Source organism: Puribacter membranae, from assembly GCF_055380425.1.
Genome location: NZ_AP040167.1, coordinates 2,186,602 through 2,210,794 on the forward strand (window position 1 = coordinate 2,186,602; position 24,193 = coordinate 2,210,794).

The 24,193-nt window shown below is 52.4% G+C and carries 22 protein-coding genes; 13 read left to right on the plus strand and 9 right to left on the minus strand.

The genetic code is table 11. The features are described from left to right. Positions 1-20: 20 nt before the first annotated feature. Together metH and msrA are read right to left on the minus strand one after the other, a co-directional pair. Positions 21-2,657, minus strand: coding sequence for a methionine synthase (gene metH / locus ACZ41M_RS10520; protein ID WP_464731215.1), 2,637 nt, complete (start codon positions 2,655-2,657; stop codon positions 21-23). A gap of 125 nt (positions 2,658-2,782) precedes the next feature. Further along, entirely contained in the window at positions 2,783-3,352 is a 570-nt protein-coding gene (gene msrA / locus ACZ41M_RS10525) for a peptide-methionine (S)-S-oxide reductase MsrA (RefSeq protein WP_464731214.1), read from the minus strand. Between the two features lie 295 nt (positions 3,353-3,647). Here msrA and ACZ41M_RS10530 point away from each other — a divergent pair, with 295 nt between their 5' ends. Then, entirely contained in the window at positions 3,648-5,495 is a 1,848-nt protein-coding gene (locus tag ACZ41M_RS10530) for a phosphoenolpyruvate carboxykinase (GTP) (RefSeq protein ID WP_464731213.1), read from the plus strand. A gap of 76 nt (positions 5,496-5,571) precedes the next feature. On the opposite strand, the gene ACZ41M_RS10535 is transcribed toward ACZ41M_RS10530, so the two are convergent. The 4 genes from ACZ41M_RS10535 to ACZ41M_RS10550 form a co-directional block, all read right to left on the minus strand. After that, the gene (locus ACZ41M_RS10535) at positions 5,572-6,183 is read right to left on the minus strand and encodes a histidine phosphatase family protein (protein WP_464731212.1); all 612 of its coding nucleotides are present in this window, start codon (positions 6,181-6,183) and stop codon (positions 5,572-5,574) included. Positions 6,184-6,206: 23 nt separating this feature from the next. Then, positions 6,207-6,692 carry a GyrI-like domain-containing protein gene (locus tag ACZ41M_RS10540; RefSeq protein ID WP_464731211.1) on the minus strand — a complete coding sequence of 162 codons (486 nt, stop codon included), beginning with the start codon at positions 6,690-6,692 and terminating at the stop codon, positions 6,207-6,209. A 23-nt stretch (positions 6,693-6,715) separates the two neighbouring features. Then, the gene (locus tag ACZ41M_RS10545) at positions 6,716-7,729 is read right to left on the minus strand and encodes a homocysteine S-methyltransferase family protein (protein ID WP_464731210.1); all 1,014 of its coding nucleotides are present in this window, start codon (positions 7,727-7,729) and stop codon (positions 6,716-6,718) included. A 97-nt stretch (positions 7,730-7,826) separates the two neighbouring features. Beyond that, positions 7,827-8,453: a helix-turn-helix transcriptional regulator gene (locus ACZ41M_RS10550; RefSeq protein ID WP_464731209.1), complete on the minus strand. Its 627-nt coding sequence runs from the start codon at positions 8,451-8,453 to the stop codon at positions 7,827-7,829. A gap of 166 nt (positions 8,454-8,619) precedes the next feature. Between ACZ41M_RS10550 and ACZ41M_RS10555 the strand changes: the two genes are divergently transcribed. Both ACZ41M_RS10555 and ACZ41M_RS10560 read left to right on the plus strand, forming a co-directional pair. Further along, complete coding sequence (locus tag ACZ41M_RS10555) at positions 8,620-9,237, plus strand: alternative oxidase (protein ID WP_464731208.1); 618 nt, start codon at positions 8,620-8,622, stop codon at positions 9,235-9,237. 55 nt (positions 9,238-9,292) lie between these two features. Continuing rightward, on the plus strand, positions 9,293-9,520 hold the full coding sequence (locus ACZ41M_RS10560) for a hexameric tyrosine-coordinated heme protein (RefSeq protein WP_464731207.1): 228 nt from the start codon (positions 9,293-9,295) through the stop codon (positions 9,518-9,520). A 23-nt stretch (positions 9,521-9,543) separates the two neighbouring features. Here the strand turns inward: ACZ41M_RS10560 and queG are convergent, their stop codons facing one another. Continuing rightward, a complete protein-coding gene (gene queG, locus ACZ41M_RS10565) occupies positions 9,544-10,629 on the minus strand; it encodes a tRNA epoxyqueuosine(34) reductase QueG (RefSeq protein WP_464731206.1) in 1,086 nt (361 codons plus the stop codon). Between the two features lie 113 nt (positions 10,630-10,742). Between queG and ACZ41M_RS10570 the strand changes: the two genes are divergently transcribed. The 3 genes from ACZ41M_RS10570 (at position 10,743) to ACZ41M_RS10580 (ending at position 12,258) form a co-directional block, all read left to right on the plus strand. Further along, positions 10,743-11,171, plus strand: coding sequence for a GNAT family N-acetyltransferase (locus ACZ41M_RS10570; protein WP_464731205.1), 429 nt, complete (start codon positions 10,743-10,745; stop codon positions 11,169-11,171). A 273-nt stretch (positions 11,172-11,444) separates the two neighbouring features. Next, the gene (locus tag ACZ41M_RS10575; protein WP_013722854.1) at positions 11,445-11,807 is read left to right on the plus strand and encodes a cupin domain-containing protein; all 363 of its coding nucleotides are present in this window, start codon (positions 11,445-11,447) and stop codon (positions 11,805-11,807) included. Positions 11,808-11,937: 130 nt separating this feature from the next. Beyond that, the gene (locus tag ACZ41M_RS10580) at positions 11,938-12,258 is read left to right on the plus strand and encodes a DUF6678 family protein (protein ID WP_464731204.1); all 321 of its coding nucleotides are present in this window, start codon (positions 11,938-11,940) and stop codon (positions 12,256-12,258) included. 163 nt (positions 12,259-12,421) lie between these two features. Here ACZ41M_RS10580 and mutS read toward each other — a convergent pair whose 3' ends face one another. Together mutS and ACZ41M_RS10590 are read right to left on the minus strand one after the other, a co-directional pair. Next, positions 12,422-15,100 carry a DNA mismatch repair protein MutS gene (gene mutS / locus ACZ41M_RS10585; RefSeq protein WP_464731203.1) on the minus strand — a complete coding sequence of 893 codons (2,679 nt, stop codon included), beginning with the start codon at positions 15,098-15,100 and terminating at the stop codon, positions 12,422-12,424. A gap of 57 nt (positions 15,101-15,157) precedes the next feature. After that, the gene (locus ACZ41M_RS10590) at positions 15,158-15,952 is read right to left on the minus strand and encodes an inositol monophosphatase family protein (RefSeq protein ID WP_464731202.1); all 795 of its coding nucleotides are present in this window, start codon (positions 15,950-15,952) and stop codon (positions 15,158-15,160) included. Positions 15,953-16,116: 164 nt separating this feature from the next. Between ACZ41M_RS10590 and ACZ41M_RS10595 the strand changes: the two genes are divergently transcribed. From ACZ41M_RS10595 to glf, 7 genes are all read left to right on the plus strand, one after another. Next, a complete protein-coding gene (locus ACZ41M_RS10595) occupies positions 16,117-16,995 on the plus strand; it encodes an RNA methyltransferase (RefSeq protein ID WP_464731201.1) in 879 nt (292 codons plus the stop codon). A gap of 72 nt (positions 16,996-17,067) precedes the next feature. Then, positions 17,068-17,811: a serine O-acetyltransferase gene (gene cysE / locus ACZ41M_RS10600; RefSeq protein ID WP_464731200.1), complete on the plus strand. Its 744-nt coding sequence runs from the start codon at positions 17,068-17,070 to the stop codon at positions 17,809-17,811. 228 nt (positions 17,812-18,039) lie between these two features. Next, entirely contained in the window at positions 18,040-19,419 is a 1,380-nt protein-coding gene (locus ACZ41M_RS10605) for a 3-deoxy-D-manno-octulosonic acid transferase (RefSeq protein ID WP_464731199.1), read from the plus strand. Positions 19,420-19,445: 26 nt separating this feature from the next. Continuing rightward, a complete protein-coding gene (locus ACZ41M_RS10610) occupies positions 19,446-20,318 on the plus strand; it encodes a glycosyltransferase family 2 protein (protein WP_464731198.1) in 873 nt (290 codons plus the stop codon). Next, the gene (locus tag ACZ41M_RS10615) at positions 20,319-21,065 is read left to right on the plus strand and encodes a glycosyltransferase family 25 protein (RefSeq protein WP_464731197.1); all 747 of its coding nucleotides are present in this window, start codon (positions 20,319-20,321) and stop codon (positions 21,063-21,065) included. 34 nt (positions 21,066-21,099) lie between these two features. Then, the gene (gene msbA / locus ACZ41M_RS10620; RefSeq protein ID WP_464731196.1) at positions 21,100-22,950 is read left to right on the plus strand and encodes a lipid A export permease/ATP-binding protein MsbA; all 1,851 of its coding nucleotides are present in this window, start codon (positions 21,100-21,102) and stop codon (positions 22,948-22,950) included. A gap of 20 nt (positions 22,951-22,970) precedes the next feature. Beyond that, positions 22,971-24,098, plus strand: a complete 1,128-nt coding sequence (gene glf / locus ACZ41M_RS10625; RefSeq protein ID WP_464731195.1) for a UDP-galactopyranose mutase — start codon at positions 22,971-22,973, stop codon at positions 24,096-24,098. Positions 24,099-24,193: the final 95 nt, after the last annotated feature.

The window sequence follows — 24,193 nt, forward strand, 5'->3', positions numbered from 1 at the left end:
GCATGCAGTCCATATTCAAATTAAACCGTCTGCGTTCCCACGTTGAAATAACGCGACTCGGGGTGTGCGAAATAAAATCCGCTGACCGAGGAGGCCGGCCACATCGCGAGGCTTTCGGTCAGATACATACCGATCGCGTTCGCATTCAACACGCGGAATAAATCGGTTTTGACCTCATGCGCCGGACACGCCGGATAGCCGGGTGCTGGGCGGATGCCACGGTATTCTTCTTTGATCAATTGCAGGTTGGACAATTGTTCATCGGGCGCATAACCCCAATCCTGCTGACGGATTTTTTCGTGCAAATATTCGGCAAAGGCCTCGACCAGACGATCGGCCAGCGCCTTGAACATAATGCTGTTGTAATCATCATGCGCCGCTTCAAATGCAGCGATGCGCGCCTCCATATCCAGACCGGCGGTGACGGCGAACATGCCGACGTAGTCCTTTTTACCCGAGTCACTGCCCGCGACAAAATCTGCCAGCGACAGATTCGGGCGTTTCACGCCGTCAATCACTTGTTTTTCGTTGCGCTGACGTCCCGGATTCCAGCGCAGCAATTCCTGCGTTTTTGCCTCGTCCGCGTACAGCACGATTTCGTCATCATTCACCGTTTGCGCGGGATACAGGCCGTAGACGCCTTTGGCGGTGAGCCATTTTTCCGCGACGATTTGTTGCAACATGGCTTGCGCATCGGCAAACACCTGACGCGCCTGCTGACCGACCACTTCGTCATCAAAAATCTTCGGATACGAGCCGATCAAATCCCACACTTGGAAAAACGGTGACCAGTCGATGTACGGCACCAGCGTGGCCAAATCCATATCCTCGATGATTTGCCGTCCCAATTGCTTCGGCGCAGGCGGCGTGTAGCTCGCCCAGTCAAGGGCGAGTTTATTGGCGCGCGCGTCGGCCTCGCTGATCAGTGTTTGTCCTTTTTTATTAGCGTGTCGCGCACGAATGCGCTCGTACTCGGCGTTGTGTTCGGCAAGGAAGGTTTCTGGGTTGGACAGCAGTTGTTGCAGCACGGTGACGGTGCGCGATGCATCGGGAACCCACACCACCGGGCCGCTGTAATTCGGTGCGATTTTCACCGCCGTGTGCACGCGCGAGGTGGTCGCGCCACCGATGAACAGTGGCGTTTGGCGCTCTTTGAAATACGGATCGCGCTCCATTTCGGCGGCGACGTAGGCCATTTCTTCGAGCGACGGCGTGATCAAACCGGACAGGCCGATCAGGTCGGCATCGACTTCTTTGGCTTTGGCGAGGATTTGCGCGCATGGGATCATCACACCCATGTTTTCCACGTCAAAATTATTACATTGCAGCACCACGGTGACGATGTTTTTACCGATGTCGTGGACGTCGCCTTTGACCGTGGCGATCACGACTTTGGCCTGCGAGCGCGAGGCAGTCGCGTCGCCGCGCGCGATGGCGGCGGCTTTTTCGGCTTCGATGAATGGAATCAAATGCGCTACGGCCTGCTTCATCACGCGGGCGGATTTGACCACCTGCGGCAGGAACATTTTGCCCTCGCCGAACAAATCACCCACCACATTCATGCCGTCCATCAGCGGGCCTTCGATGACTTGGATCGGCTTATCCGCGGCGAGGCGGCATTCTTCGGTGTCTTCGTCGATAAACTGCGTGATGCCGTGTACCAATGAGTGCGTCAGGCGCTGGCGCACAGGCAGCTCGCGCCATGCCAGATTGACCTCGGTTTTTTTGCCGTCGCCTTTGAATTGCTCGGCGATTTCGAGCAGGCGCTCGGTCGCATCCGCACGGCGATTGAGTACCACGTCCTCGACGCGTTCTTTGAGCTCGGGGTCAAGGTCGGCGTATACGCCCAGTTGCCCCGCGTTGACAATCCCCATGTCCATGCCCGCCGCAATCGCGTGGTACAGGAACACGGTGTGAATCGCTTCGCGCACCGGCTCGTTGCCACGGAAGGAGAAGGAGACGTTGGACACGCCGCCGCTGACCATGGCGAAGGGCAGGTTTTCTTTGATCCAGCGCGTCGCGTTGATGAAATCCACCGCGTAGTTGTCGTGTTCGGGGATGCCCGTGGCAATCGCGAAAATATTGGGGTCAAAAATGATGTCGCTGGCAGAAAAGCCAATCTGCTGCGTGAGGATGTCGTAGGAGCGTTTGCAAATTTCGATTTTGCGCTCGAAGGTGTCGGCCTGACCTTGCTCGTCAAACGCCATGACAATCGCCGCCGCGCCATAGCGCATGATTTTGCGCGCGTGTTCGATGAATTGCGCTTCGCCTTCCTTGAGTGAAACCGAGTTCACCACGGGCTTGCCCTGCACGCATTGCAGACCGGCTTCGATCACCTCCCATTTGGATGAATCGAGCATGATCGGTACGCGGGAGATGTCTGGCTCGGATGCGATCAGGTTCAAAAAGCGCACCATCGCGGCTTTTGAGTCCAGCATCGCCTCGTCCATATTGATGTCGATGATTTGCGCGCCGTTCTCAACCTGCTGACGCGCGACGGACAGCGCTTCGTCGAATTGATTGTTCAAAATCATGCGCGCAAAAGCACGCGAGCCGGTGACGTTGGTGCGTTCGCCGACGTTGACAAACAGTGACTGGTCGTCGATGACAAAGGGTTCGAGGCCGGAGAGGCGGAGGTTGCGTTTGAGGGTGGTCATTACTGTGCTGATTCGATTCTAAGGATGGTTCTGTTATAAGGTTTTGTGTCTAAGCGTTTTTGTGCAGGCTTTGCCTATCGAAATACGACTTTGTTTAAAGAGCCTTTAATTTTACCCGCTTTGCTTTATTTGAGTAGTTGGACAAAATTCGCCCGCAGTTTGCTCAACTTGTTGGGGATCATCATTTGGCAATAGCCATTATCGGGGTTGCGCTCAAAATATTCTTGGTGGTATTCCTCGGCGCGGGTGTATTGCGCGGGGTTGAATGCTTCGATCTGCGTGGTGACGGGCTGCTCGATGGCTTGCTCAACCCAGTTTTTCATCGATTGTGCGGTGAGGTTCTGCGCCGCGTGGTGGGTGAAAATGGCGCTGCGGTATTGTGTGCCGATGTCGTTGCCTTGGCGGTTGAGCGTGGTTGGGTCGTGCAGGACGAAGAATATTTGCAGCAGGGTTTCGTAGCTGATGATCTGCGGGTCAAATAGGATGTGGATGACTTCGGCCAATCCGGTGTTGCCGGTGCATACTGCTTCGTAGTTGGCGTTCGCATAGTCGGAGCCGGCGTAGCCGCATTCGACATCGAGTACGCCTTTTAGCTCGGCAAAGGCGGGTTCGAGACACCAGAAGCAGCCGCCGGCCAGCGTGGCCAGTTCGAGTCCTTCGGGTGCGGTTTTTGCGATCGGTTGGGTACGCGACATGATGTGGTTTTTCTGTTGAAATTTTTTGTCCGCATAGACAAAAAGATGGGGTTTTTAAATTCCTCGTATTTTACGTGAATTATAGGTATTTGTATTGTTTTACTCTGGAGGGGGCGGTGTTTTCATGAGGATTTTTGGTTTTTGACAAAATGGTAAAAAGTATGTGCATTCGGATAGGGGAATGTGGTGCGTTTGCGCGTGGCGCAAATTGGACAAAGCGCGCGATTAGGTTTAATATTTCAGTGTTTACTGAAAATTCAATGTTTATTTGTTCTCACCATAAGGAGTCGTCGTAATGAGCTTTACTTTCAATCCTCCCTCATACATCCAAAATCAAAAACTGCTCGACTGGGTCAAAAGCATCGCTGAATTGACGCAACCGGACGCGATTCACTGGTGTGACGGTTCGCAAGAAGAATTCGATACCTTGTGCGAACAGTTGGTTCAAGCCGGCACATTCAAACGCCTGAATCCTGAAAAACGCCCGAATTCCTACTTGGCATGGAGCGACCCATCGGACGTGGCACGTGTGGAAGACCGTACTTATATTTGCTCCAAAAATAAAATCGACGCTGGCCCGACCAATAACTGGATGGAGCCGGAAGAAATGCGTGCGACGCTGAAACCACTGTTCAGCGGTTGTATGCGTGGTCGCACCATGTATGTGATCCCATTCTCAATGGGCCCTTTGGGTTCCGACATCGCGCACATCGGCGTGGAAGTGTCTGACAGCGCGTATGTGGCAGTGAACATGAAACACATGACCCGCATGGGCAAAGCCGTTTACGACGTATTGGGCAAGGACGGCGAATTCGTACCATGCGTACACACCGTGGGCGCGCCTTTGCAAGCGGGCGAAAAAGACAAAACCACTTGGCCGTGCAATCCAGAGGTCAAATACATCGTTCACTACCCTGAAACTCGCGAAATCTGGTCGTATGGTTCAGGCTACGGTGGTAACGCATTGTTGGGTAAAAAATGTTTCGCACTGCGTATCGCATCGAACATGGGTCGTGACCAAGGCTGGTTGGCAGAACACATGCTGATCCTTGGCGTAACCGATCCAAATGGCGTGAAAAAACACGTGGCCGCTGCGTTCCCATCGGCTTGCGGTAAAACCAACTTTGCGATGTTGCAACCACCTGAGTCCGCATACGCCGGCTGGAAAGTAACTACCGTGGGTGACGACATCGCTTGGCTCAAACCGGGCAAAGACGGTCGTCTGTACGCGATCAACCCTGAGTTCGGCTACTTCGGTGTTGCGCCGGGCACGAATAACAAATCCAACAAAAACTGTATGGACTCATTGTTCAAAGACGTGATTTTCACCAACGTTGCATTGACCGATGACGGCGACGTGTGGTGGGAAGGTATGGATGGCGAAGCGCCAGCCCATGCAATCGACTGGAAAGGCAATGATTGGACGCCTGAAATCGGTAAAACCGGCGTGAAAGCCGCACATCCGAACTCACGTTTCACCGTGCCTGCGGCGAATAATCCGGCCTTGGATCCAGAGTACGACAATCCGGCTGGCGTGGCGATTGACGCATTCCTGTTCGGTGGTCGTCGCTCGAATACCATTCCGTTGGTGACCGAAGCGCGCAACTGGAAAGAAGGCGTGTACATGGCCGCGACCATGGGTTCTGAAACCACTGCGGCGGCGTTCGGTGCGCAAGGCGTGGTGCGTCGTGACCCATTCGCGATGTTGCCATTCTGCGGCTACAATATGTCCGACTACTTCGGTCACTGGCTGAATATGGGTGAAAAACTTAAAGCACAGGGCGCGAAATTGCCGAAAATTTACTACGTGAACTGGTTCCGTAAAAATGCGGAAGGCAAATTCTCATGGCCGGGCTTTGGTGACAACATGCGCGTGTTGCAATGGATTTTGGAACGTGTCGAAGGCAAAACCGCGCACGAAACCGAACACTTCTTCGGTATTTCGCCAGCGTACGAAGACCTGAACTGGACTGGCCTGAACTTTACCAAAGAGCAATACGCAGACGTAATGACTATGGGCAAAGCAGAATGGCAAGCCGAAATGAAGCTGCACGAAGAAGAGTTCACCAAACTCAAAGATCGTATGCCGGCTGAACTCGAAGCCTACCGTCAAAAATTGGGACAAGCGGTTGAAGCACTGTAATCCCACGGTAAATCAAATCATTGTTTGATGAAAAATCCCCGATGTGAGTCGGGGATTTTTTATTAATCAATTTTAATTAAGAGCGATGGTTATGGGTATAACCAAAATCCAGCGTTTCAATCGGATTCGGGCGATCCAAGCTATCGAGTTCCACCTTCCAAATTTCACCATTCGCCGCCGTGATCGACGGATACTGCGGTAGCGTGTGCTCGATATTCGCACGCAGCAGACGCATGGCGACTGAATGCGTGACCACCAAAATCTCACCCTGCACGCCCAATAAATCAGTCAAAAATGCTCGCGTGCGTGCCGCCATCATCTCGTATGACTCGCCGCCTCCCGCCGGAGTCCAGTGCCAGCGTGCTGAGCGGTCGGATTGGTAGCTCGGGTCAGCTTCGGCCTCGGCATACGTCATGCCGGAGAATCGCCCCATATTCTGCTCCATGATGCGCGGGTCGAATTCAATTTCTTTTTTCAGAAGATCAGCAAAAGGCTGCGCTGTTTGTCGTGTGCGTAGCAGTGGCGAGCAAATGATGCGCTCAGGTCGATATTGTGCACAAAAGCGCTCGGCGATATGCCGCGCATCAGCAAGTCCTTGTTCGGTGAGCGGATAGTCCTTTTGTCCGGCCAATATTTGGAGCGCATTGGCTTCGCTTTGTGCGTGACGAACGATGTATAAAGTCGGCATATGGTATAGGTGTATTGTAAAAATTAAGAATGGTTTTGGATACCGATGTAAATGCTCAGTTGTCCCGCGCCCAAGTACGCTTCAAAGTCGGTTTGATATGCGCGGCAAATTTCGGGGTGTTGTTCAAAGTACGTCCAAATCGTTTGCCACGTCTGGATGATGTGCTCTACCGCATCACTTTGGGAAGTGAAAATCAAATAGGTTCCACCTACAATTGCAATGGTTTCGACACCTTCATCCTCCACTGTCAGTGCAGCACTGGCCACACTCACGCCAGCGGTCAGGCTGTAGTCGCCATTCGCATCAGAGGCGTAGCGGTGATAGACGCCGTAGATCGGTGAATTAGGGGTTTGGTTGAGGATGTCGTTGGCAACGCCATCGGCGAAAAATACGCTCCAGAGCAGCGGGATTTTTGCGGTTTTTGCATCCATCTCCGCCGCATTATTGGTGCGGGCTGTGATCCCTGCGACGAGAAAAGGCTCGAGTAAAACGCGTTCGGGGTGATTCATCGCATCTCCCTGATGGATTGAATTTATGCGGTTGTGCGCGGTGCAAAATCTTTGACCGCTTGAGCAATCGCAGCGATGTGCTCGGGCGTGGTACCGCAGCAGCCGCCCACCAGATTGACCAGTCCGTCGTGCGCGAAGCCCTGCAAAATATGCGAGGTGATCTCGGGCGTTTCGTCAAAGCCGGTGTCGGACATGGGGTTCGGCAGCCCCGCATTCGGGTAGCACGACACGCCGCAGTCGCACAGTTTGGACAATTCGGCGATGTAGGGGCGCATCAATTCGCCGCCGAGCGCGCAGTTCAGGCCAAAGGTCAGTGGCTTCGCATGGCGCAAACTGTACCAGAAGGCTTCCACCGTTTGTCCCGACAAAATGCGTCCCGATGCGTCGGTCACAGTGCCGGAAATCAATACGGGCAAACGTTCGCCGGTGTCCTCGAATAGCTGTTCAATCGCAAACAGCGCCGCTTTCGCATTCAGCGTATCAAAAATCGTCTCGACGAGGAACACATCCGCGCCACCATCGAGCAAACCTTTGCCCTGCTCGTAGTAGGCCGCGCGCAGTTGTTCGTAGTCAATATTGCGCGCGCCCGGATCGTTCACGTCCGGCGAAATGCTGGCGGTGCGCGGCGTCGGACCGAATGCGCCGGCGACAAAGCGCGGTTTGTCCGGTGTGCTGTATTGGTCGCAGGCTGCGCGTGCGATTTGTGCGGCGACGACGTTCATTTCATACGCCAATTCGGCCATATCGTAGTCTTCTTGCGCCACGCTGGTCGCGCCAAAGGTATTGGTCTCGATCAGATCCGCGCCGGCGGCGAGGTATTGCTCGTGGATTTCGCGAATCACTTCGGGGCGAGTGAGCAGCAGCAATTCATTGTTGCCCTTTACATCCACATGATGCTCGGTAAAACGCGTGCCGCGATAGTCCGCTTCGGTCAGTTTGTAGCGTTGAATCATCGTGCCCATCGCGCCGTCCAGAATGACGATGCGTTGTTTCAAAATCTCGGGTAATTGTTGCGCGCGGGTGTAAGCTTGAGTCATGATGATCCAAAAATTGATAGATAGAGGCTGTATTGTAGCAAACTCGTCAAGTGCATCGATAACGTTTCGATAGCGTTGATTGAGCGAGGTGTGCGGGTTAGTCTTTGTTTGTCGGCATGTCGGGTGGAATCACGCGATATTGGCAAAACATACGTTCTGCGCATTGACATTCTTCATTGACTGTACATCCGCTCGCCTCGGCAAAAAAGGCAGCTATCAGCTGACATAGGTTCGGCTCTCCACGCACGGCGGTGGCTGCCAGACAGGTGCGGTTGGTGATGAGGTAGCTGCCATCCGCTTCGCGCTGCAATTGCGTGGTTGCACCGAGTTCGTTGGCCGCCTGCATGGCGATTTGGATTTTGGTTTGATAATCGTCACTGCTCAGATCAAGCGATGCTTGCGCCATGCGTCGTCCGGCGTTCTCCAGCAGTGATTGGAATGCGTCCGCGTTTAAATCGTTTAGCAATTGTGCCAGCAGTGCGCTCAAGATTGGTTGATACGCTTGTGAGCCCAAATCTTCCGTGCCGATCGCGGCTTCGTACACCACCGATGGTTTGCCGACGCGACCGCTTTGCTCAATGCGCCCTTGAATCAGTCCTTCGGCCAATAGCTGTTTGATCGGTAAGTTGACCGCTGTTCGGGTTAAGTTCAGTCGCTCGCACAATTGCGCGATGGAGAGGGCTTCTTGACGCAATGCGAGCAATATCTGGGTTTTCGTATTCATAATGTGGGTTGAGCTGGAGAAGGGAGGATTATAGGAAAATTACCGCTGAAGCGCAATTACAACAATATCAACAATTAAAACAACAAATATTGACATAATTGGTTTACACCGATACACTGTCATCATCTTTCATCATGTTTGAATGATTAACGGAAAGGGAGTCATCATGGATGCATCTAATACGAGAACACACTACGCCCCGCAGGGGTTTTCTGATCGGTTTGCTTTGGGTTTTACCAAATTTTTACGCTTCTTTGCCGATACTTTTTTTGCCAAACGCTACGGTCACCGCGCGATTATTTTAGAAACCGTGGCAGCGATACCCGGTATGGTCGGTGGGACGTTGCAGCACCTCAAGGCGTTGCGACGGATTCAGTCCGATCAAGGTTGGATTCATCGTTTGCTGGATGAGGCGGAAAACGAGCGTATGCATTTGATGACGTTCATCGAAATTGCGCAGCCTTCGCGCTTTGAGCGCTGGGTGATCTTGATCGCGCAAGGGGTGTTTTACAACCTGTTTTTCCTCATTTACCTGATCTCGCCTCGTACGGCGCATCGCATGGTCGGCTACTTTGAAGAGGAAGCGGTGCTCAGCTACACCTTGTATCTGGCTGAAATCGACAAAGGCGCGGTGGAAAATGTGCCTGCGCCACGAATTGCCATTGATTACTGGCACTTGCCTGAGGATGCGCGTTTGCGCGATGTGGTGCTGGCCGTGCGCAGAGACGAGGAAGAGCATCGTGACGTGAATCATGATTTTGCCAATCAATTACAGACGCAATAAAAATGTCATAAGTATTTGACTGTTTTAAATTAACTAAGTTTTATAGGGGCATACCATGCTGGTGCCGAACAACTCACTGATCACCGCCACGCCAGAAGAAGGGCGCGAATTGGCCATCAAAATGGCGCGATTGATCATTAAAACCACGCAGCCGGACGAGCAGGTGCGGGTGCAATTGCGCGATGTGTATGCCAACGACGCCATGATGTTGATCCAGATCGGGCATGTGGTTGCGGTCGAGTTCGCCACCATCGCCGCCGCGAATCAGTATTGGCGAGGGTGATTCAAGTCGATTCAAATGAATGATTAAAGCGCGATGTCGGGCTGATGTTGGCTCAACGACCACTGCGCTTGCTCGGCCAAAATCGGGTTGTCATGCGTGGCGAACGGCTGCAACGCCGCAACGATGGCGGCGGAGGCTGCGCCATGCGGCACGTTCGGCACATTACCCAGCGCGAGCAAAATATTGCGCTGCCACTGCGCGTGACCGATGCGGCGAATCGCCGAGCCAGCGGTTTTATCGTTAAACGTCGCCTCATCCCACGCGAGTAATTCGAGCAACGACACCTCATCCAGCGAATGCCGCACCGCGAAATCATCCAGCGTTGTGCCCTGTGCAAAACGATTCCACGGGCAGACGAGTTGGCAATCGTCGCAACCGTAAATCCGATTGCCAATCGCACGACGCAACGCGTGCGGAATGCTGCCCGCGTACTCGATGGTCAGGTACGAAATACAGCGGCGCGCATCCAATTGATACGGCGCGATGATCGCCTGCGTCGGGCAAATGTCGATGCAGGCACGGCATGAGCCGCAGTGGTTTTGTTCAGCGGGCGTGGTTGGCAAATCCAGATTGACGAACAACTCGCCGAGAAAAAACATCGAGCCGAACTGTCGATTGATCAGCAAAGTGTGTTTGCCGCGCCAGCCGAGCCGTGTTTGCGCCGCGATCGCCACCTCGGGTACGGGCGCAGAATCCGAAAAAGCGCGGTAAATCAACGGCTGCGGCGCGATTTTCGCCGCCAGTGCATCGGCCAATTTTTGCAGGCGCGCGCGCACCACCTTGTGATAATCGCGCCCATGCGCGTAGCGCGAAATGTAGGCCTGTGTGGGCGTATCCAGCCTACGCCACGACACGGTTTGCCAATCCTCCGCCAACGGCGCAGGCAAATAGGGCATGATCACCGTAATCACCGACACCGTCTCCGGCACCAGCGCGGACGGCTCAAAACGCAGTTCGCCATGCCGCGCCATATAGCCCATCTCGCCGTGGAAGCCTGCTGAAATCCACTGCAGATAGTGCTTGCGCGCCTCGGATAGCTCCGGCTGACTGATAACCAAATCAGCAAAGCCGAGTTCGCGCGCGGTGGTGTGGAGCCAGTTGAGGAGCATGGTGGAGTGGAAAGGGTGGAAAGAGTTGAAATTATAACGGCCTTGGCTCATCATGGCAGGCAGATTGCAGAGAACAATGTCATATCCCCTCTAACATTCACTGTGAGTACCAAATGAATGACCTATACATCAGCACCGACCGATCCGAGCTGGACATCCCGCTCATTCACCAGTTTTTATCTGTCCAATCCACTTGGGCAAAAGGCATTTCGCTCGCGCTGGTTGAGCAGTCCATCGCACATTCACTGTGTTTTGGCGGATTTTTGGATGGCAAACAAGTGGCGTTTGCCCGCGTGATTTCCGACTACACCACGTTTGCCAACTTGGTTGATGTGTTCGTCTTGCCCGAACATCGCGCTAAAGGTTACAGCAAAGCAATGATGGACGCGATCATGGTGCATCCTCATTTGCAAGGGCTGCGACGCTTTACACTCGCCACCGGCGATGCGCACGGTCTGTACGCACAGTATGGGTTCACCGCGCCGCTGTATCCCGCAACGCTGATGGAGCGGTATATGCCCAATCTGTATGCTGCGCCATAATTAACCCGAACAAACCCAATACTATGGATTTTTCAACTGAAATTGCGATAGAATCAGGTAAAGCATTAGGGTGATTGATTTCATTCTGATTTAGGCCGTATAACACACCAAACTTAAATATAAGTTAAATGGAATCAATTGGTTATCATTTTCTTGGTTCGTTATGCGTTTATTTATTTTTCATGTTATGTGTCATGCTGACGCATAAGTATAGTTAGACTTTTGGGCGGCGCGAATCTTGCTGCCCAAAGGCTTGCATTTACGGAGCAAAAAATGAGCACTCACCGCGTGTATAAGTCCCATGAATTCATGCAGCCAGCCGAGAAAGAACCAATACGGTCTGTTGTTGTTGAATCTTCGCATTCAGTTATCGTGGCTTGGCATGTGGAGCCCGGCCAAACTATTGCGCCACATATTCACCCCGACGGACAAGATACATGGACCATCCTTTCAGGGGAAGGTCAATATCAAATTGACGAGCAAGGCAACACCGTTGCAATTGTTCCGGGGGATATCGTAGTTGCAAACAAAGGGCAGGTGCACGGTGTTCTTTGCACCAGCGTTGGCCCACTTCGGTTCATTTCAGTGGTTGCGCCTTTGGATGCTGGTTATGAACCGCTATCAGCAAAAACATAGGGGATATCAAGTGCAACAAGCTGCCTCCGCTCCCCAGCCTAACTGTTTGGTCAAGCTGACGCCAACAGGCTCCGCCTGTTGGTACCCTCCGCTTCGCTCCGGCGCAGCTTACCGCGGGCGTTAGGCCAATATGTCGCAACTCGTCGGTCTCGCAAATAACACAAAGTGGAGGGAACTCCAGCGGTATATGTCTGAGCTAGGCTCACTTGCGCCCTACTGGCGAACACAAGCAACAAATGGCTTCGTCTACCCGACCTCCGGCTGGGACGGCGACTGGATATACCACTTCCGCTTAGGCGAATACAAGAACATCGAGTGGTGCGAACTCACGCCCAGAGAAGGGGTCGAGTGCATAGATTGCGCACAGATTGTGGAAGCATGCAAACGCATTGGGCTCGAACATCAGGCCTTGGGCAACGTCATTCGTGTTATTGGCTACCGGCGCATCTAGCGCGTAGCCTCGATGTCGTAGGTCGCCATGAGCGCAGCGAATCGCGACGCATGAAAGATAAAACCGAGTAGGTTTTGAGGGAGAGCAAGACGAGTTCCAATATCTTTAATCCATGTGATTGCCTGTGTTGGGATTCGCTATGTTCACCGGTAATTTGCTATTTTTACAACTTATCTTTCAACTGATACAAAAAATCCAGTGCCTGCCGTGGGGTGAGCTGATCGGGGTTGAGTTCGGTCAACTCGGTCAGTACGGGGTGCGGCATATATTCCGGCTCGGCGGGCGCGTCGAAAAACACATCGGCCTCGGCGGTCGAGCCTAAGTTGAATAAATCCATTTGCGGTGAGTTGGCTTGCGCGTGCTGGGTTTCCAGTTCGTGCAGGACTTTGCGCGCGGCGTTGACCACGCTGCGTGGCACGCCTGCGAGCTGGGCGACTTGCAGGCCGTAGCTTTTGCTGGCGGCGCCCGCTTGGACTTGGTGCAGAAACACGATGGATTCGCGCTCTTCGATGGCGGATAGATGGACGTTTTTGACCTGCGGCATTTGGCTGGCCAAATCGGTCAATTCGAAATAATGCGTGGCAAATAGGGTCAGGCTTTGCTGCTGGCGGATGAGCGATTGCGCAATGGCGAGCGCCAAGGCAAGGCCGTCAAACGTGGAGGTGCCGCGACCGATTTCGTCCATCAAAACCAAACTGTTCGGTGTGGCGTGCTGCAAAATCTGTGCGGCTTCGGTCATCTCGACCATAAACGTTGATCGTCCGCCTGCCAAATCGTCCGAGGCGCCGATGCGCGTGAAAATCCGATCCATCGGGCCGAGCGTGGCTGCCTGCGCGGGGACGAAGCTGCCGACGTAGGCGAGCAGGGCGATCAGCGCGACTTGACGCATGAAGGTGGATTTACCGCCCATATTCGGGCCGGTGATGATCCACAGTCGTTCGTCGTGCGAGAGATGACAGTCGTTGGCGATGAACGGATTGACCTGTTGCTCGACCACAGGGTGGCGGCCTTGCTGAATGTGGATGCATGGCGTGGCGACGAAGCGCGGCGCTTGCCAATTCAGGCTGCGTGCGCGTTCGGCCAGTGTGCCGAGTACGTCAATCTGTGCGACGGCGGCGGCGATGCGTTGCAGGGTTTGAATGTGGTTTTGCAATTGCTCAAGCAGTTGCTCGTACAGGTATTTTTCGCGCGCCAGCGCCCGCTCTTTGGCGGACAGCGCTTTGTCCTCAAAAGCTTTGAGTTCGGGCGTGATGTAGCGTTCGGCGCCTTTGAGCGTTTGGCGGCGTTGGTATTCGGCGGGTAGCTCGCCCAGTTGCGCCGCTTGCGCGTGGGTCAGCTCGATGTAGTAGCCGTGTACGCGGTTGTATTCGACTTTGAGGCCGGATACGCCGGTGCGCGTGCGTTCGCGCGCTTCGAGCTCGAGCAAAAATTGCCCGCTGTTGCTCTGAATCGCGCGTAATTCGTCCAATTCGGCGTCAAAACCGCTGGCGAATACGCCGCCTTCGCGCACAAAGGTCGCGGGTTCGTCCAAAATGGCCTCATGCAACAGCGCAATCAATGCTTCGGGTATATTCAACGCTTCGCGCAGAATTTGAATCAAACTGTCGTTAACGGTCGCTAAAATCTGCGAAATGGCGCTTAATTGACTCAAGCTGTCGCGTAACGCAGCCAGCTCTTTCGGGCGAACGGTCAGCAGCGCAATGCGCGATGCGATGCGCTCAATATCGTTCACCGCCGATAAATACGGTCGCAGCGCGCTGAAGGTCTGCGTGTGCAGCAATGCGGCGATTGCATTTTGTCGCGTCAGCACGCTCGCCTGATCACGCAGTGGGTGGTGCAGCCAGCGTTTGAGCAGGCGCGAACCCATGCTACTGGCGCAGTGATCAAGCAGGGCGAACAGCGTTGGCGCATCCATGCCCGCGTGTCCGCGCAGATTTTCGGTGATTTCAAGGTTGCGCCGCGTGGCCGCATCGAGCGTAAGGTACTGCTCACTGCGCACGACATTCAGTGTTTTGACGTGGCGCAGGGCTTGGCCTTGCGTGTGCTGCGCGTAGTGCAACAGTCCGCCGAGCGCGGCCAGCGCGCTGTGTAAATGTTCGGCATCCAGATTGGCCAAATGCGGCGCGGATAATTGTTTGAGCAAGGCCGCCGTGCCGTAGGCTACGTCGCAGTATTTGTTTGGAATCGGGCTGAATACGGGTTTGAACGTGCTGTCCGTCGCCTGTATCTGTGTTTGCAACAGTGGTAAAAATTTGTCCGAGGCGATGATTTCCGACGGGCGGATTTGCTCGATCCATGTACTCAAATCACGGCGGCTGATTTCGCTGGCGGACAATTCGCCGTTCGCCATATTCAGCCACGCCAGCCCCAGCGTACCTTGGCTGCCATGATGGTCATGGCTTTTGCTGTTGGCGGGTTGGATACACAGCAGATACGCGTCGGACTTCTCGGCCAGCAGCGCCGCGTCGGTCACGGTGCCGGGCGTGAGGATGCGCGTGACTTTGCGCTCAACCGGGCCTTTGCTCGTGGCGGGATCGCCGATTTGTTCGCAAATCGCGACCGATTCGCCCAGTTGCAACAGTTTGGCCAAATACTGCTCGGCGGCGTGGTAGGGCACGCCCGCCATTTTGATCGGCTCGCCATTGGCCGAGCCGCGCGCAGTCAGTGTGATGCCGAGCAGACGCGCCGCTTTGACCGCATCGTCGAAGAATAATTCGTAAAAATCGCCCATGCGGTAAAACAGCAAAGTCTGCGGGAACTCGGCCTTGATCGCCAGATACTGCGCCATCATCGGCGTGACTTTGGGCGCAGGTTTTGATGTGTGGTTCTCCGGCTGGTTCATGCGCTCGCACCCTGTTTCCTTCCCTGTTTTTATTGTGTGCCGCTGTTTTGAGCGGGCTTAGAGTGCGGTATTGATCGCCGGATCGATTTCGCGCAACAAGGCGGGTAATAATTTCGGCGTCGCCGCGACGATGTCGCCGTTCATGTAGTCGCCTTCACCACGCAAGTCGGTGATCAGGCCGCCTGCTTCTTTAATCAGCAATGCCCCGGCTGCCAAGTCCCATTCTTTCAGACCCGCACCAATGAAGCCGTCCAGATAGCCCGCTGCGACGTAGGCCAAATCCAACGCCGCCGAGCCGGTGTGGCGAAAACCCGCGCTCTCAAAGCGCAGTTTGGTTTGCAACGCGAGCAACTCAGGGCGTGCGCGCAATACGCGCGACGGCATCGCGCTGGCCATCAAGGCTTCGGGAATGCGCACGCGCGAGGACACGCGAATGCGGCGGTTGTTCAAAAACGCGCCGGAGCCGCGCGAGGCGGTGAAAATGTCGTTGGTGGCGGGGTTGTAGATCACGGCGTGTTCGAGTTTACCCTCCAACTCCAGCGCGATACAGATGCAGTAATGCGGCAGACCGTGGATGAAGTTGGTCGTGCCGTCGATTGGATCCACAATCCAGCGTGCCGTGGCTTTTTCCGGGCCAAAAAAACCGCTTTCTTCGCCGACAAATGCGTGCTTCGGATAGGCTTCGAGCAGGCGTTCGCGCAGGATTTGCTCCACGTCTTGGTCGATTTCCGTCACCAAGTCTTGCAGACCTTTTTGGCTGACTTTGATCTGATCCAAATTCAGCGCGGCGCGGTTGATCACCAGTCCGGCGGTGCGTGCGGCGTCTACCGCGGTTTTGAGCATCGGTTGCATTGTTTTTCCAATCTGTATTATTTTCAAGGAGCAAGCCATGCAGGGCGCAAAATCCGTGTTTGCATCCCTGTCGTTCATTTAACCGCTATGCGTGAGCGGTTAAAGATGGCAACGGCGCTATTTTACTGTATATTTGAGGTTTCTTGAAGTTTAGCGTTCGTTCTATGAATTTAAGCAGTGATTTCCCCCAAAAAATACAACAGCGCGTCCATGCATTGGCGAATATTCGCATTGTTTTGGTGCGCACCTCGCATCCGGGCAACGTTGGTCAAGTCGCGCGCGCGATGGCAAATATGGGTTTGCGTGAGTTAGTGATTACTTCGCCGCGATTCCCCGATATGTGCGAACAGCCCGAGGCGATTGCCTTGGCCAGTGGTGCGACCGATGTGTTGGCGCAGGCGCAGATTGTGCCGGACTTGGCGACCGCTTTGCAGGGGGTGAACTGCGCGTATGCGTTCTCGGCGCGACCGCGCGACCTATCCCCGCCGTTGCGTACGGCGGGCGAGGCAGCGGCTGAGGTGATGGCGTCGTTGGACGCGGCTTTTGCGCAAGGTGAGGCGGCACCGAAAATCGCCTTTGTGTTTGGCGCGGAACGCAGCGGTCTGGTCAACGATGAGGTGATGATGTGCCAGCGGCTGTGTCAGATTGAGGCCAATCCGGCATACAACTCGCTCAATTTGGCGCAGGCGGTGCAGGTGATGAGCTATAGCCTGCGGCAGGCGGCGTTACACGAACAGAATGCCGGCGCTGAGTGGTGTGGGGTACAGGGTGGGGCGTATGTGCTCAGTACGCCAAAAATGAGTGCCGAAGTGCCAGCACAGCAGCAGCCTGCGGATGTGGATAAGGTAGAAGGGATGTTGGCGCACTGGGAGCAGATGTTGGTGGCGCTCGAATTGCTCAATCCGCAGATTCCGTCGGAAACCTTGACGCGTCTGCGCGCGATGTTTGCCCGCACGCAGTTGACGAATAATGAGGTCAATTTTCTGCGTGGCATTGCGCGTGCGGTTTTGGCGCGTGCCGATGCTTCGGTATCTGATTCATAGACGTCTGACAATAGCAGTAAATTCAGTTATGATGTTTTATCTATTTGTTTTGTTGTAACCAAGAGGCTGATTATGTTCACACATTTGAAAGAAGACATCCAAACCATCCGTCACAAAGACCCTGCGGCGCGCTCGAATTGGGAGGTGTTGACGTGTTACCCGGGTTTGCATGCGCTGGCGATTCACCGTGTGGCGCATAGCCTGTGGATCAATGGTTTTCGTTGGCTGGCGCGGTTTTTATCGCATATATCGCGCTGGTTGACCGGAATTGAGATTCATCCGGGTGCGAAAATGGGACGGCGCGTGTTCATTGATCACGGCATGGGCATCGTGATTGGTGAAACGGCAGAAGTCGGTGACGATTGCACGATTTATCAAGGCGTGACGCTCGGCGGCACATCGCTTGAGCGCGGCGCGAAACGCCACCCGACGTTGGAAAATGGCGTAATCGTGGGTGGCGGAGCGAAGGTCTTGGGCAGTTTCACGGTCGGCGCGGGCGCGAAAATCGGCTCGAATGCGGTGGTGATTAAACCTGTCCCCGCTGGCGCAACGGCCGTCGGTAATCCGGCGCATATCGTTGGTTCGAAACCTGAGAAAAAATTACCGGAGTTTGCCGCTTATGGCGTGAATGCCAATGACGAAGATCCCGTTGCGCAGACGCTTAAATCCGTTTTGGTGCGTTTGGAACAGTCTGAACAGGCGCAAAAAGCCTTGGCAGAGCGCCTGCAGGCGGCGGGCATCGACTGTACCGATATTGCCGCGCAAGCAACCGCAGCGCAGACGCGTACTGACGAAAACAAGACCGATTTGTCCTAATTTCCACAGCAATGCCTGCATATTCTATCCAGATTTAGCGCGTATGCTTGACCCATGTTGAGACCACCGCAATGCGTTCAGCGATGAACGAATCCCGTCGGTTTCATTGTTTACTGCTGTGGGGAGGTCACTCCCCTTTCTGCCCCTCGCCCTCGTGGCGTGGGGTTTTTTTATGCGCGCAGCACTGCTCAAATTGGATGCGTGCTGCGTGCATGATACAATGCCGCCATGAATTCAGACGTTTTTCAATCCGAACAGCAGCCTCCTTCTCAGCCCTACCATCCGCACCAACCTTATCCGTGGGCGCGGCGTGTGTACGCGGCGTTGTTGTATGTGCTGATTCCGCTGCTGCCAATTTATCTGTTGCTGCGCTCACGCAAACAGCCCGAATACCGCGATCACTGGGCGGAGCGTTTTGCTTGCTATGGTGCGGCACGCATTGCTCCGAAAGGGCGGCGGATTTGGCTGCATGCTGTTTCCTTGGGCGAAACCCGTGCGACAAAGCCTTTGGTGGATGCTTTGTTCGAGCAGCACCATGATGTGCACATCATCCTCACGTGCCACACACCAACCGGACGCGCAGCGGGGCAGGAGTTGTTTCAGCAATATTTATCCGATGGTCGCATGACTCAGGTGTATGTGCCATATGACCTCAATCCGCTGCTGAACCGTTTTTTTACCACCTTCGCCCCGACTGATGTGTGGGTGATGGAGACCGAAGTTTGGCCGAATATGATTGCCCAATGCGTGCGACGAAACATCCCAATCAGCTTGATCAATGGCCGCCTGTCGGATAAAACCCTGCGGCAGACGCAAAAATGGCCCCAACTCATGGGCAATGCGTATGCGGGCTTCACGCGCGTGTGTGCGCAGACCGAAGCCGATGCGCAACGCTATCGGCAGATCGGCGTGGTTAACGAGCAACTGCATGTCACTGGCAATCTCAAATTCGATATGACCATCCCATCCGAGCAAGTGGCGAAAGGCGAGCGCATCAAAGCCCTGCTGGCCGATAAACGTATCGTCATGCTCGCTTCCAGTCGCGAAGGCGAAGAGGCGCTGTGGCTGGAAGCCATTCGCCGCTATGAACAAACGCATCCGCAACAGGCGGCGACGATCCAATGGTGGGTCGTGCCACGCCACCCGCAGCGATTCAATGAAGTGGCACAATTGCTACAAAACAGCGGTAAAAGCGTGCTGCGTACAAGCGAATGGTCGGCGCAACTTTCGGACGAATCGCTCAAACAGGCCGATATCGTGCTCGGCGACACCATGGGCGAAATGTTCACCTACTACGCCATCGCCGATGTGGTACTGATGGGCGGAACGTGGCTGCCCTACGGCGGACAAAATTTCCTCGAACCGATGGCGCTGGGCAAACCCGTGATCGTAGGCGAGAGCATCTATAATTTTGAGCAAATCGGTTTGGATGCGCTGGAAAAAGGGGTATTATGGCAAGCACCCAATATACCAGCAGGATTGGCATTGATGGACGAGAAGATAGTATCCATTGCTAAAGAGAGTGGTGATCTGCGCATCCAAAAAATTAGTTGCTTTGTACAAAGCGAATGCGGTGCGGTTGAGTATTTAAACCGCGTGCTTTTATAAACCTTCATGTGTGTAGGACTTATTTTATGAGTGCGGGATTAAATTCGGATGTAACCGTTATTATAGTGACTTATAACAGTGCACATTGTATCGCGCGCTTGGGTGAGGGTTTGAAACAGCATGAAGCGATTATTTTTGTCGATAATGCCAGTTCTGATGATACGGTGGCGCAGATAAAGCAGTGCTTACCGCAAGCTATGATTATTGAGCAAGAGACAAATAAGGGTTTTGGTGCTGCGAATAATATAGGTTTAGATAGGGTTCAAACTCCTTATGCTTTATTGTTGAACCCTGATTGTGAGATCAATGCAAAGCAGATTGCTCAATTAAGAATGTGTGCGCAGAAATATACAGATGCAGCGATGGTTGTGCCGCAATTATTAGATAGTAAGGGACGAAAGTCGGTTAATTATAGTTGGGTCAAACATTTATGGAAATCCAAAGGTGATGCGGCTGAAGGCGAGTGTTGTGTTGGTTTTGCGACTGGCGCAGCGATGTTTTTATTGATGGAAAATACTCGATTCTTGGGTTATTTTGACGAGATTTTTTTTCTCTATTACGAAGATGATGATCTGTGTAATAAGTATTTTTATGCCAAAAAGAGCATTATCCTTGCACCCCAAGTACACATTCAACATAGTTCTCGCGGATCTGTAAAAACCCAAAATGTTGTGAAGCAGGAGTTTTGGCGCGGTTATCACCATGCGCAGTCGAAGGTGATTGTCGCTCGTAAATATCAAGGGGAGCAGGTTGCACGAAGTGTTCGATATAAAACCTTGGTTTCAGGTATGGTGATGTGTGTGGTGCGTATTTTATCGTTGAATTTTAGATTGGCGGGGCGTATGGCTGGACGAGTGATGGGTATGTTGAATATATCTCCAATGGCCGGAGAGGGATAAATGAATGCGTCGAAGTTACAAAGTGATTTATTGGTTCTGGTTATCAATTTGGATCGATCACCCGAGCGTTTGGCGAGAATGACCGAACGATTGAGTCAACTGCCGTTGACATGGGAGCGCCTACCTGCGATTGATGGTGCATTGATTCCGGTAATTCGTGCAGAGGAGGTTGATGAGGAAAAGTACAAACGGCAGCATGGAAAACCATTGGCACGTGCTGAAATTGGTTGTTATTTGTCGCATGTTCAGGCTATGCGACAATTTTTACGAACAGATAAAAAATATTTATTGCTCTTTGAGGATGACGCAAGTCCTGAGCCTGATTTTATGCGGGTGATTGAGCAGTTGCTAGAAGTTCCTGAACAGTGGGACGTGGTTAAGTTGTCTGGTTTTCATAATCCCTATGTAATTCATTCAAATCACTTGATCAACGGGTATGTGTATGGGGTTCCGACTACTCGACATTGTAATACGGCCGCAGTGTTATATAACCGTAAAGCCGCACAGCAGTTCATCGAATGTATGCTGCCCATGAGCTTGCCGTTTGATCATGCGTTGGAGCAGCCTTGGCTGTACGATGTGAAGCTTCGGGTGGTTAAGCCGAGTCCTGTACAAGCGGGAGATGGAGCTGAATCGACGATTGTAGGAACAAAGACACAAAAATTTAAGTGGTATCGGAGGTTGGGTACTTATGGCTTTCGTATTAAAAATGAATTACAACGTCTCGTCTGGAGTGTTTGGCAATAATCCGGATAATTATGGATAAAAAGGTATTTGTGCAATGATTGAAAAATTAACATTTGGGTTGTTTTCCAAAGAAGATTCGCATAATTTTATGCGATTGATGGAGTATGTGCGCCCTTATAAGTCGCGCATTATCTTCGCACTCATTGCCATTGTGGGTGTTGCCGCGACAGAAAGTTATTTGGCTGCTTTTATCGCGCCATTGGTGAATTTCGGTTTTGCGCCGCCACGGTCTGTACCATTGAATGAAGGTGTACAAGGAGTATTAAATACGGTATTACATCTTAAAGATAGGCTCAATTATATGATTTGGGGGACAGCCAATAAAATTTGGGCTGTTCCCTTATTTTTTATATTGTTGGTGGTGATTAGAGGTACTTGTCGTTATATCAGTTCCTATTTATTGTCATGGGTTGGGGCGGTGGCTTTGAGTCGCTTAAGAAGTGATATGTTTAATAAAATGTTATTTCTACCCTCAAAATATCAGCAGGAAGTTCCTTCGGCCATTATTTCCAGTCGGTTTTTGCTGCAAGCAGATATGGTTATGAACAGTGCCAGCAATGTATTTATCACACTGACGCGAGATACCATGATTGTTATTGGTTTGGTGTTTGTGTTGTTGTATTTAAATTGGCAACTAAGCTTGGTGGTTTTACTGATTTTCCCCGTATTGTCGTGGCTGTCTCGGTATTATCGAGATCGGTTGAAAAAAATACAGGCAGGTGCTCAGGCTGGTGTGGCTGATATGACCAATGTAATCAATGAGGTTCATCAAGGGCATCGTGTAGTAAAGCTGTTTGGCGGCTATGCCAATGCATTAGAACGATTTACTTTTGTTAACAACCGTATTGTTCGTTTTACCAAAAAAATGAACCAAGCATCGTCTGCGCGCTCACCATTCAGTGAGCTCATTGCTTCATTGGCATTGGCGATCGTAATTTTCATTGCTTTGTGGCAAAGCCAGGCGGGGCAAACGACCATTGGTGAATTTATGGCTTTTATCGTGGCCATGCTGCAAATGGTTAGTCCGATTAAAAATTTGTCCAATATCAGTATTCCGATGCAAGCCATGTTTATCGCCTCCGACTCGGTATGCGAATTTTTGGATACACCGAATGAGGACGATCAAGGCACTATCGAAATCGATTCAGTAAAAGGCGCCCTGAAGTTTGATCGTGTGACGGTGCAATATCAAGGTCAAGCCAAAAAAGCATTGGATCAATTCAGTCTCGATATTCGTCCAGGTGAAAAAATTGCGTTGGTGGGGCGTTCGGGTAGTGGGAAAACAACAGCAGTCAACTTACTTCCGCGCTTCGTTTCCCCTACTTCTGGGTACATATTGATCGATGGGATTAATATCCAAGAAGTTAAATTGGACAACTTGCGACGACAGTTTGCATTGGTGTCGCAGGATGTTTTCTTATTTGATGATACCTTGTATCAAAATGTGATTTATAGTCGGCCAAACGCAACGGATGCAGATGTCGAAAATGCCCTAAAAGCTGCTAATTTATGGGAGTTTGTGATGCAAGCTCCGGAAGGTTGGCATCAACGCATTGGTGCGAATGGTAATCAACTATCAGGTGGACAACGTCAGCGCGTATCGATTGCTCGCGCCATTTTGAAAGATGCGCCGATTTTATTGCTGGATGAAGCCACTAGCGCGCTGGACAATGAGTCAGAACGTTTGGTGCAGCAAGCTTTAGAGCGTCTCATGCATGGTAGAACCAGCATTATCGTTGCGCATCGACTGACGACGATTGAACAGGCGGATCGGATTGTCGTGATGGATGAAGGTCATATCATTGAACAAGGAACGCACCAGCAATTGATGCAAGCGGAAGGTTATTACGCCAAACTGAGAACCATGCCGCAATTGAATGCTTAATCAGTGCACACAGGATATTCATGAAAAAAATATTGGTGATTGGTGCGGGGCTTTCTGGAGCAGTGATTGCGCGAGAGCTGGCCGAAGCGGGGCTATTTGTCGAGGTGGTCGATGCGCGCACGCATGTGGCGGGCAATTGCCATACCGAGCGCGATGCGTCAACCGGCGTGATGGTGCATGTATACGGTCCGCATATTTTTCATACGGATAATGAGCGCGTGTGGGAATATGTGCAGCGCTTTGATCGCTTTATGCCGTATGTGAATCGCGTGAAAACGGTGGCTAAAGGCAAGGTGTATTCTTTGCCGGTGAACTTGCACACCATCAATCAATTTTTCGATGTGGCTTTGCGCCCCGATGAGGCGCGCGCGCTGATTCAGGAAAAAGCGGACAACAGCATTGAGGAGCCAAAATCCTTTGAAGAGCAGGCTTTGAAATTCGTGGGTAAAGAGTTATACGAAGCATTTTTCAAAGGATATACGCTGAAACAATGGGGTACGGATCCGAAAAATTTACCCGCCAGTATTTTGCAACGACTGCCTTTGCGTTTTAACTACGATGATAACTATTTCAATCACCGTTTCCAGGGGATGCCGGAGCATGGTTACACCCACATTGTGCAGGCGATGCTGGATCATCCGAATATTTCTGTGACGTTGGGTCAAAAGTTGTCGCGTGACGAGGTATGCGCACGCACGGATGTGGCGCATGTGTTCTACAGTGGCCCGATTGATGCGTGGTTTGATTTTGCTAAGGGGCGTTTGGGCTATCGCACGCTGGATTTTGAACGCCATGAGGCCGAAGGTGATTATCAAGGTGGCGCGGTGGTGAACTATGGCGATCAGGATGTGCCGTTTACGCGTATTTCCGAGCACAAGCATTTTGCACCGTGGGAATCACATGAGCGCACGGTGTATTTCAAAGAGTTCTCGCGCTCCTGCGGTGAGCAGGATATTCCGTACTATCCGATTCGATTGGTGGAGGAAAAAGCCATGCTGAATGAGTACGTCGAGTTGGCTAAAGCTGAACCGAATATGACATTTGTGGGGCGTTTGGGTACCTACCGCTACCTTGATATGGATGTGAGTATAGTAGAAGCGTTGAGTGTTGCGCATCACTTTATCTGCACGGGTGACTTTAAGTGCTAAGTGCAAATTGATTGAATAGAGACGTGGGAAACAAATCCATACCATTTGTAAGGCCTTGCTCTCATTCCGCACTTTAATTTTAAGAGTATATTAAA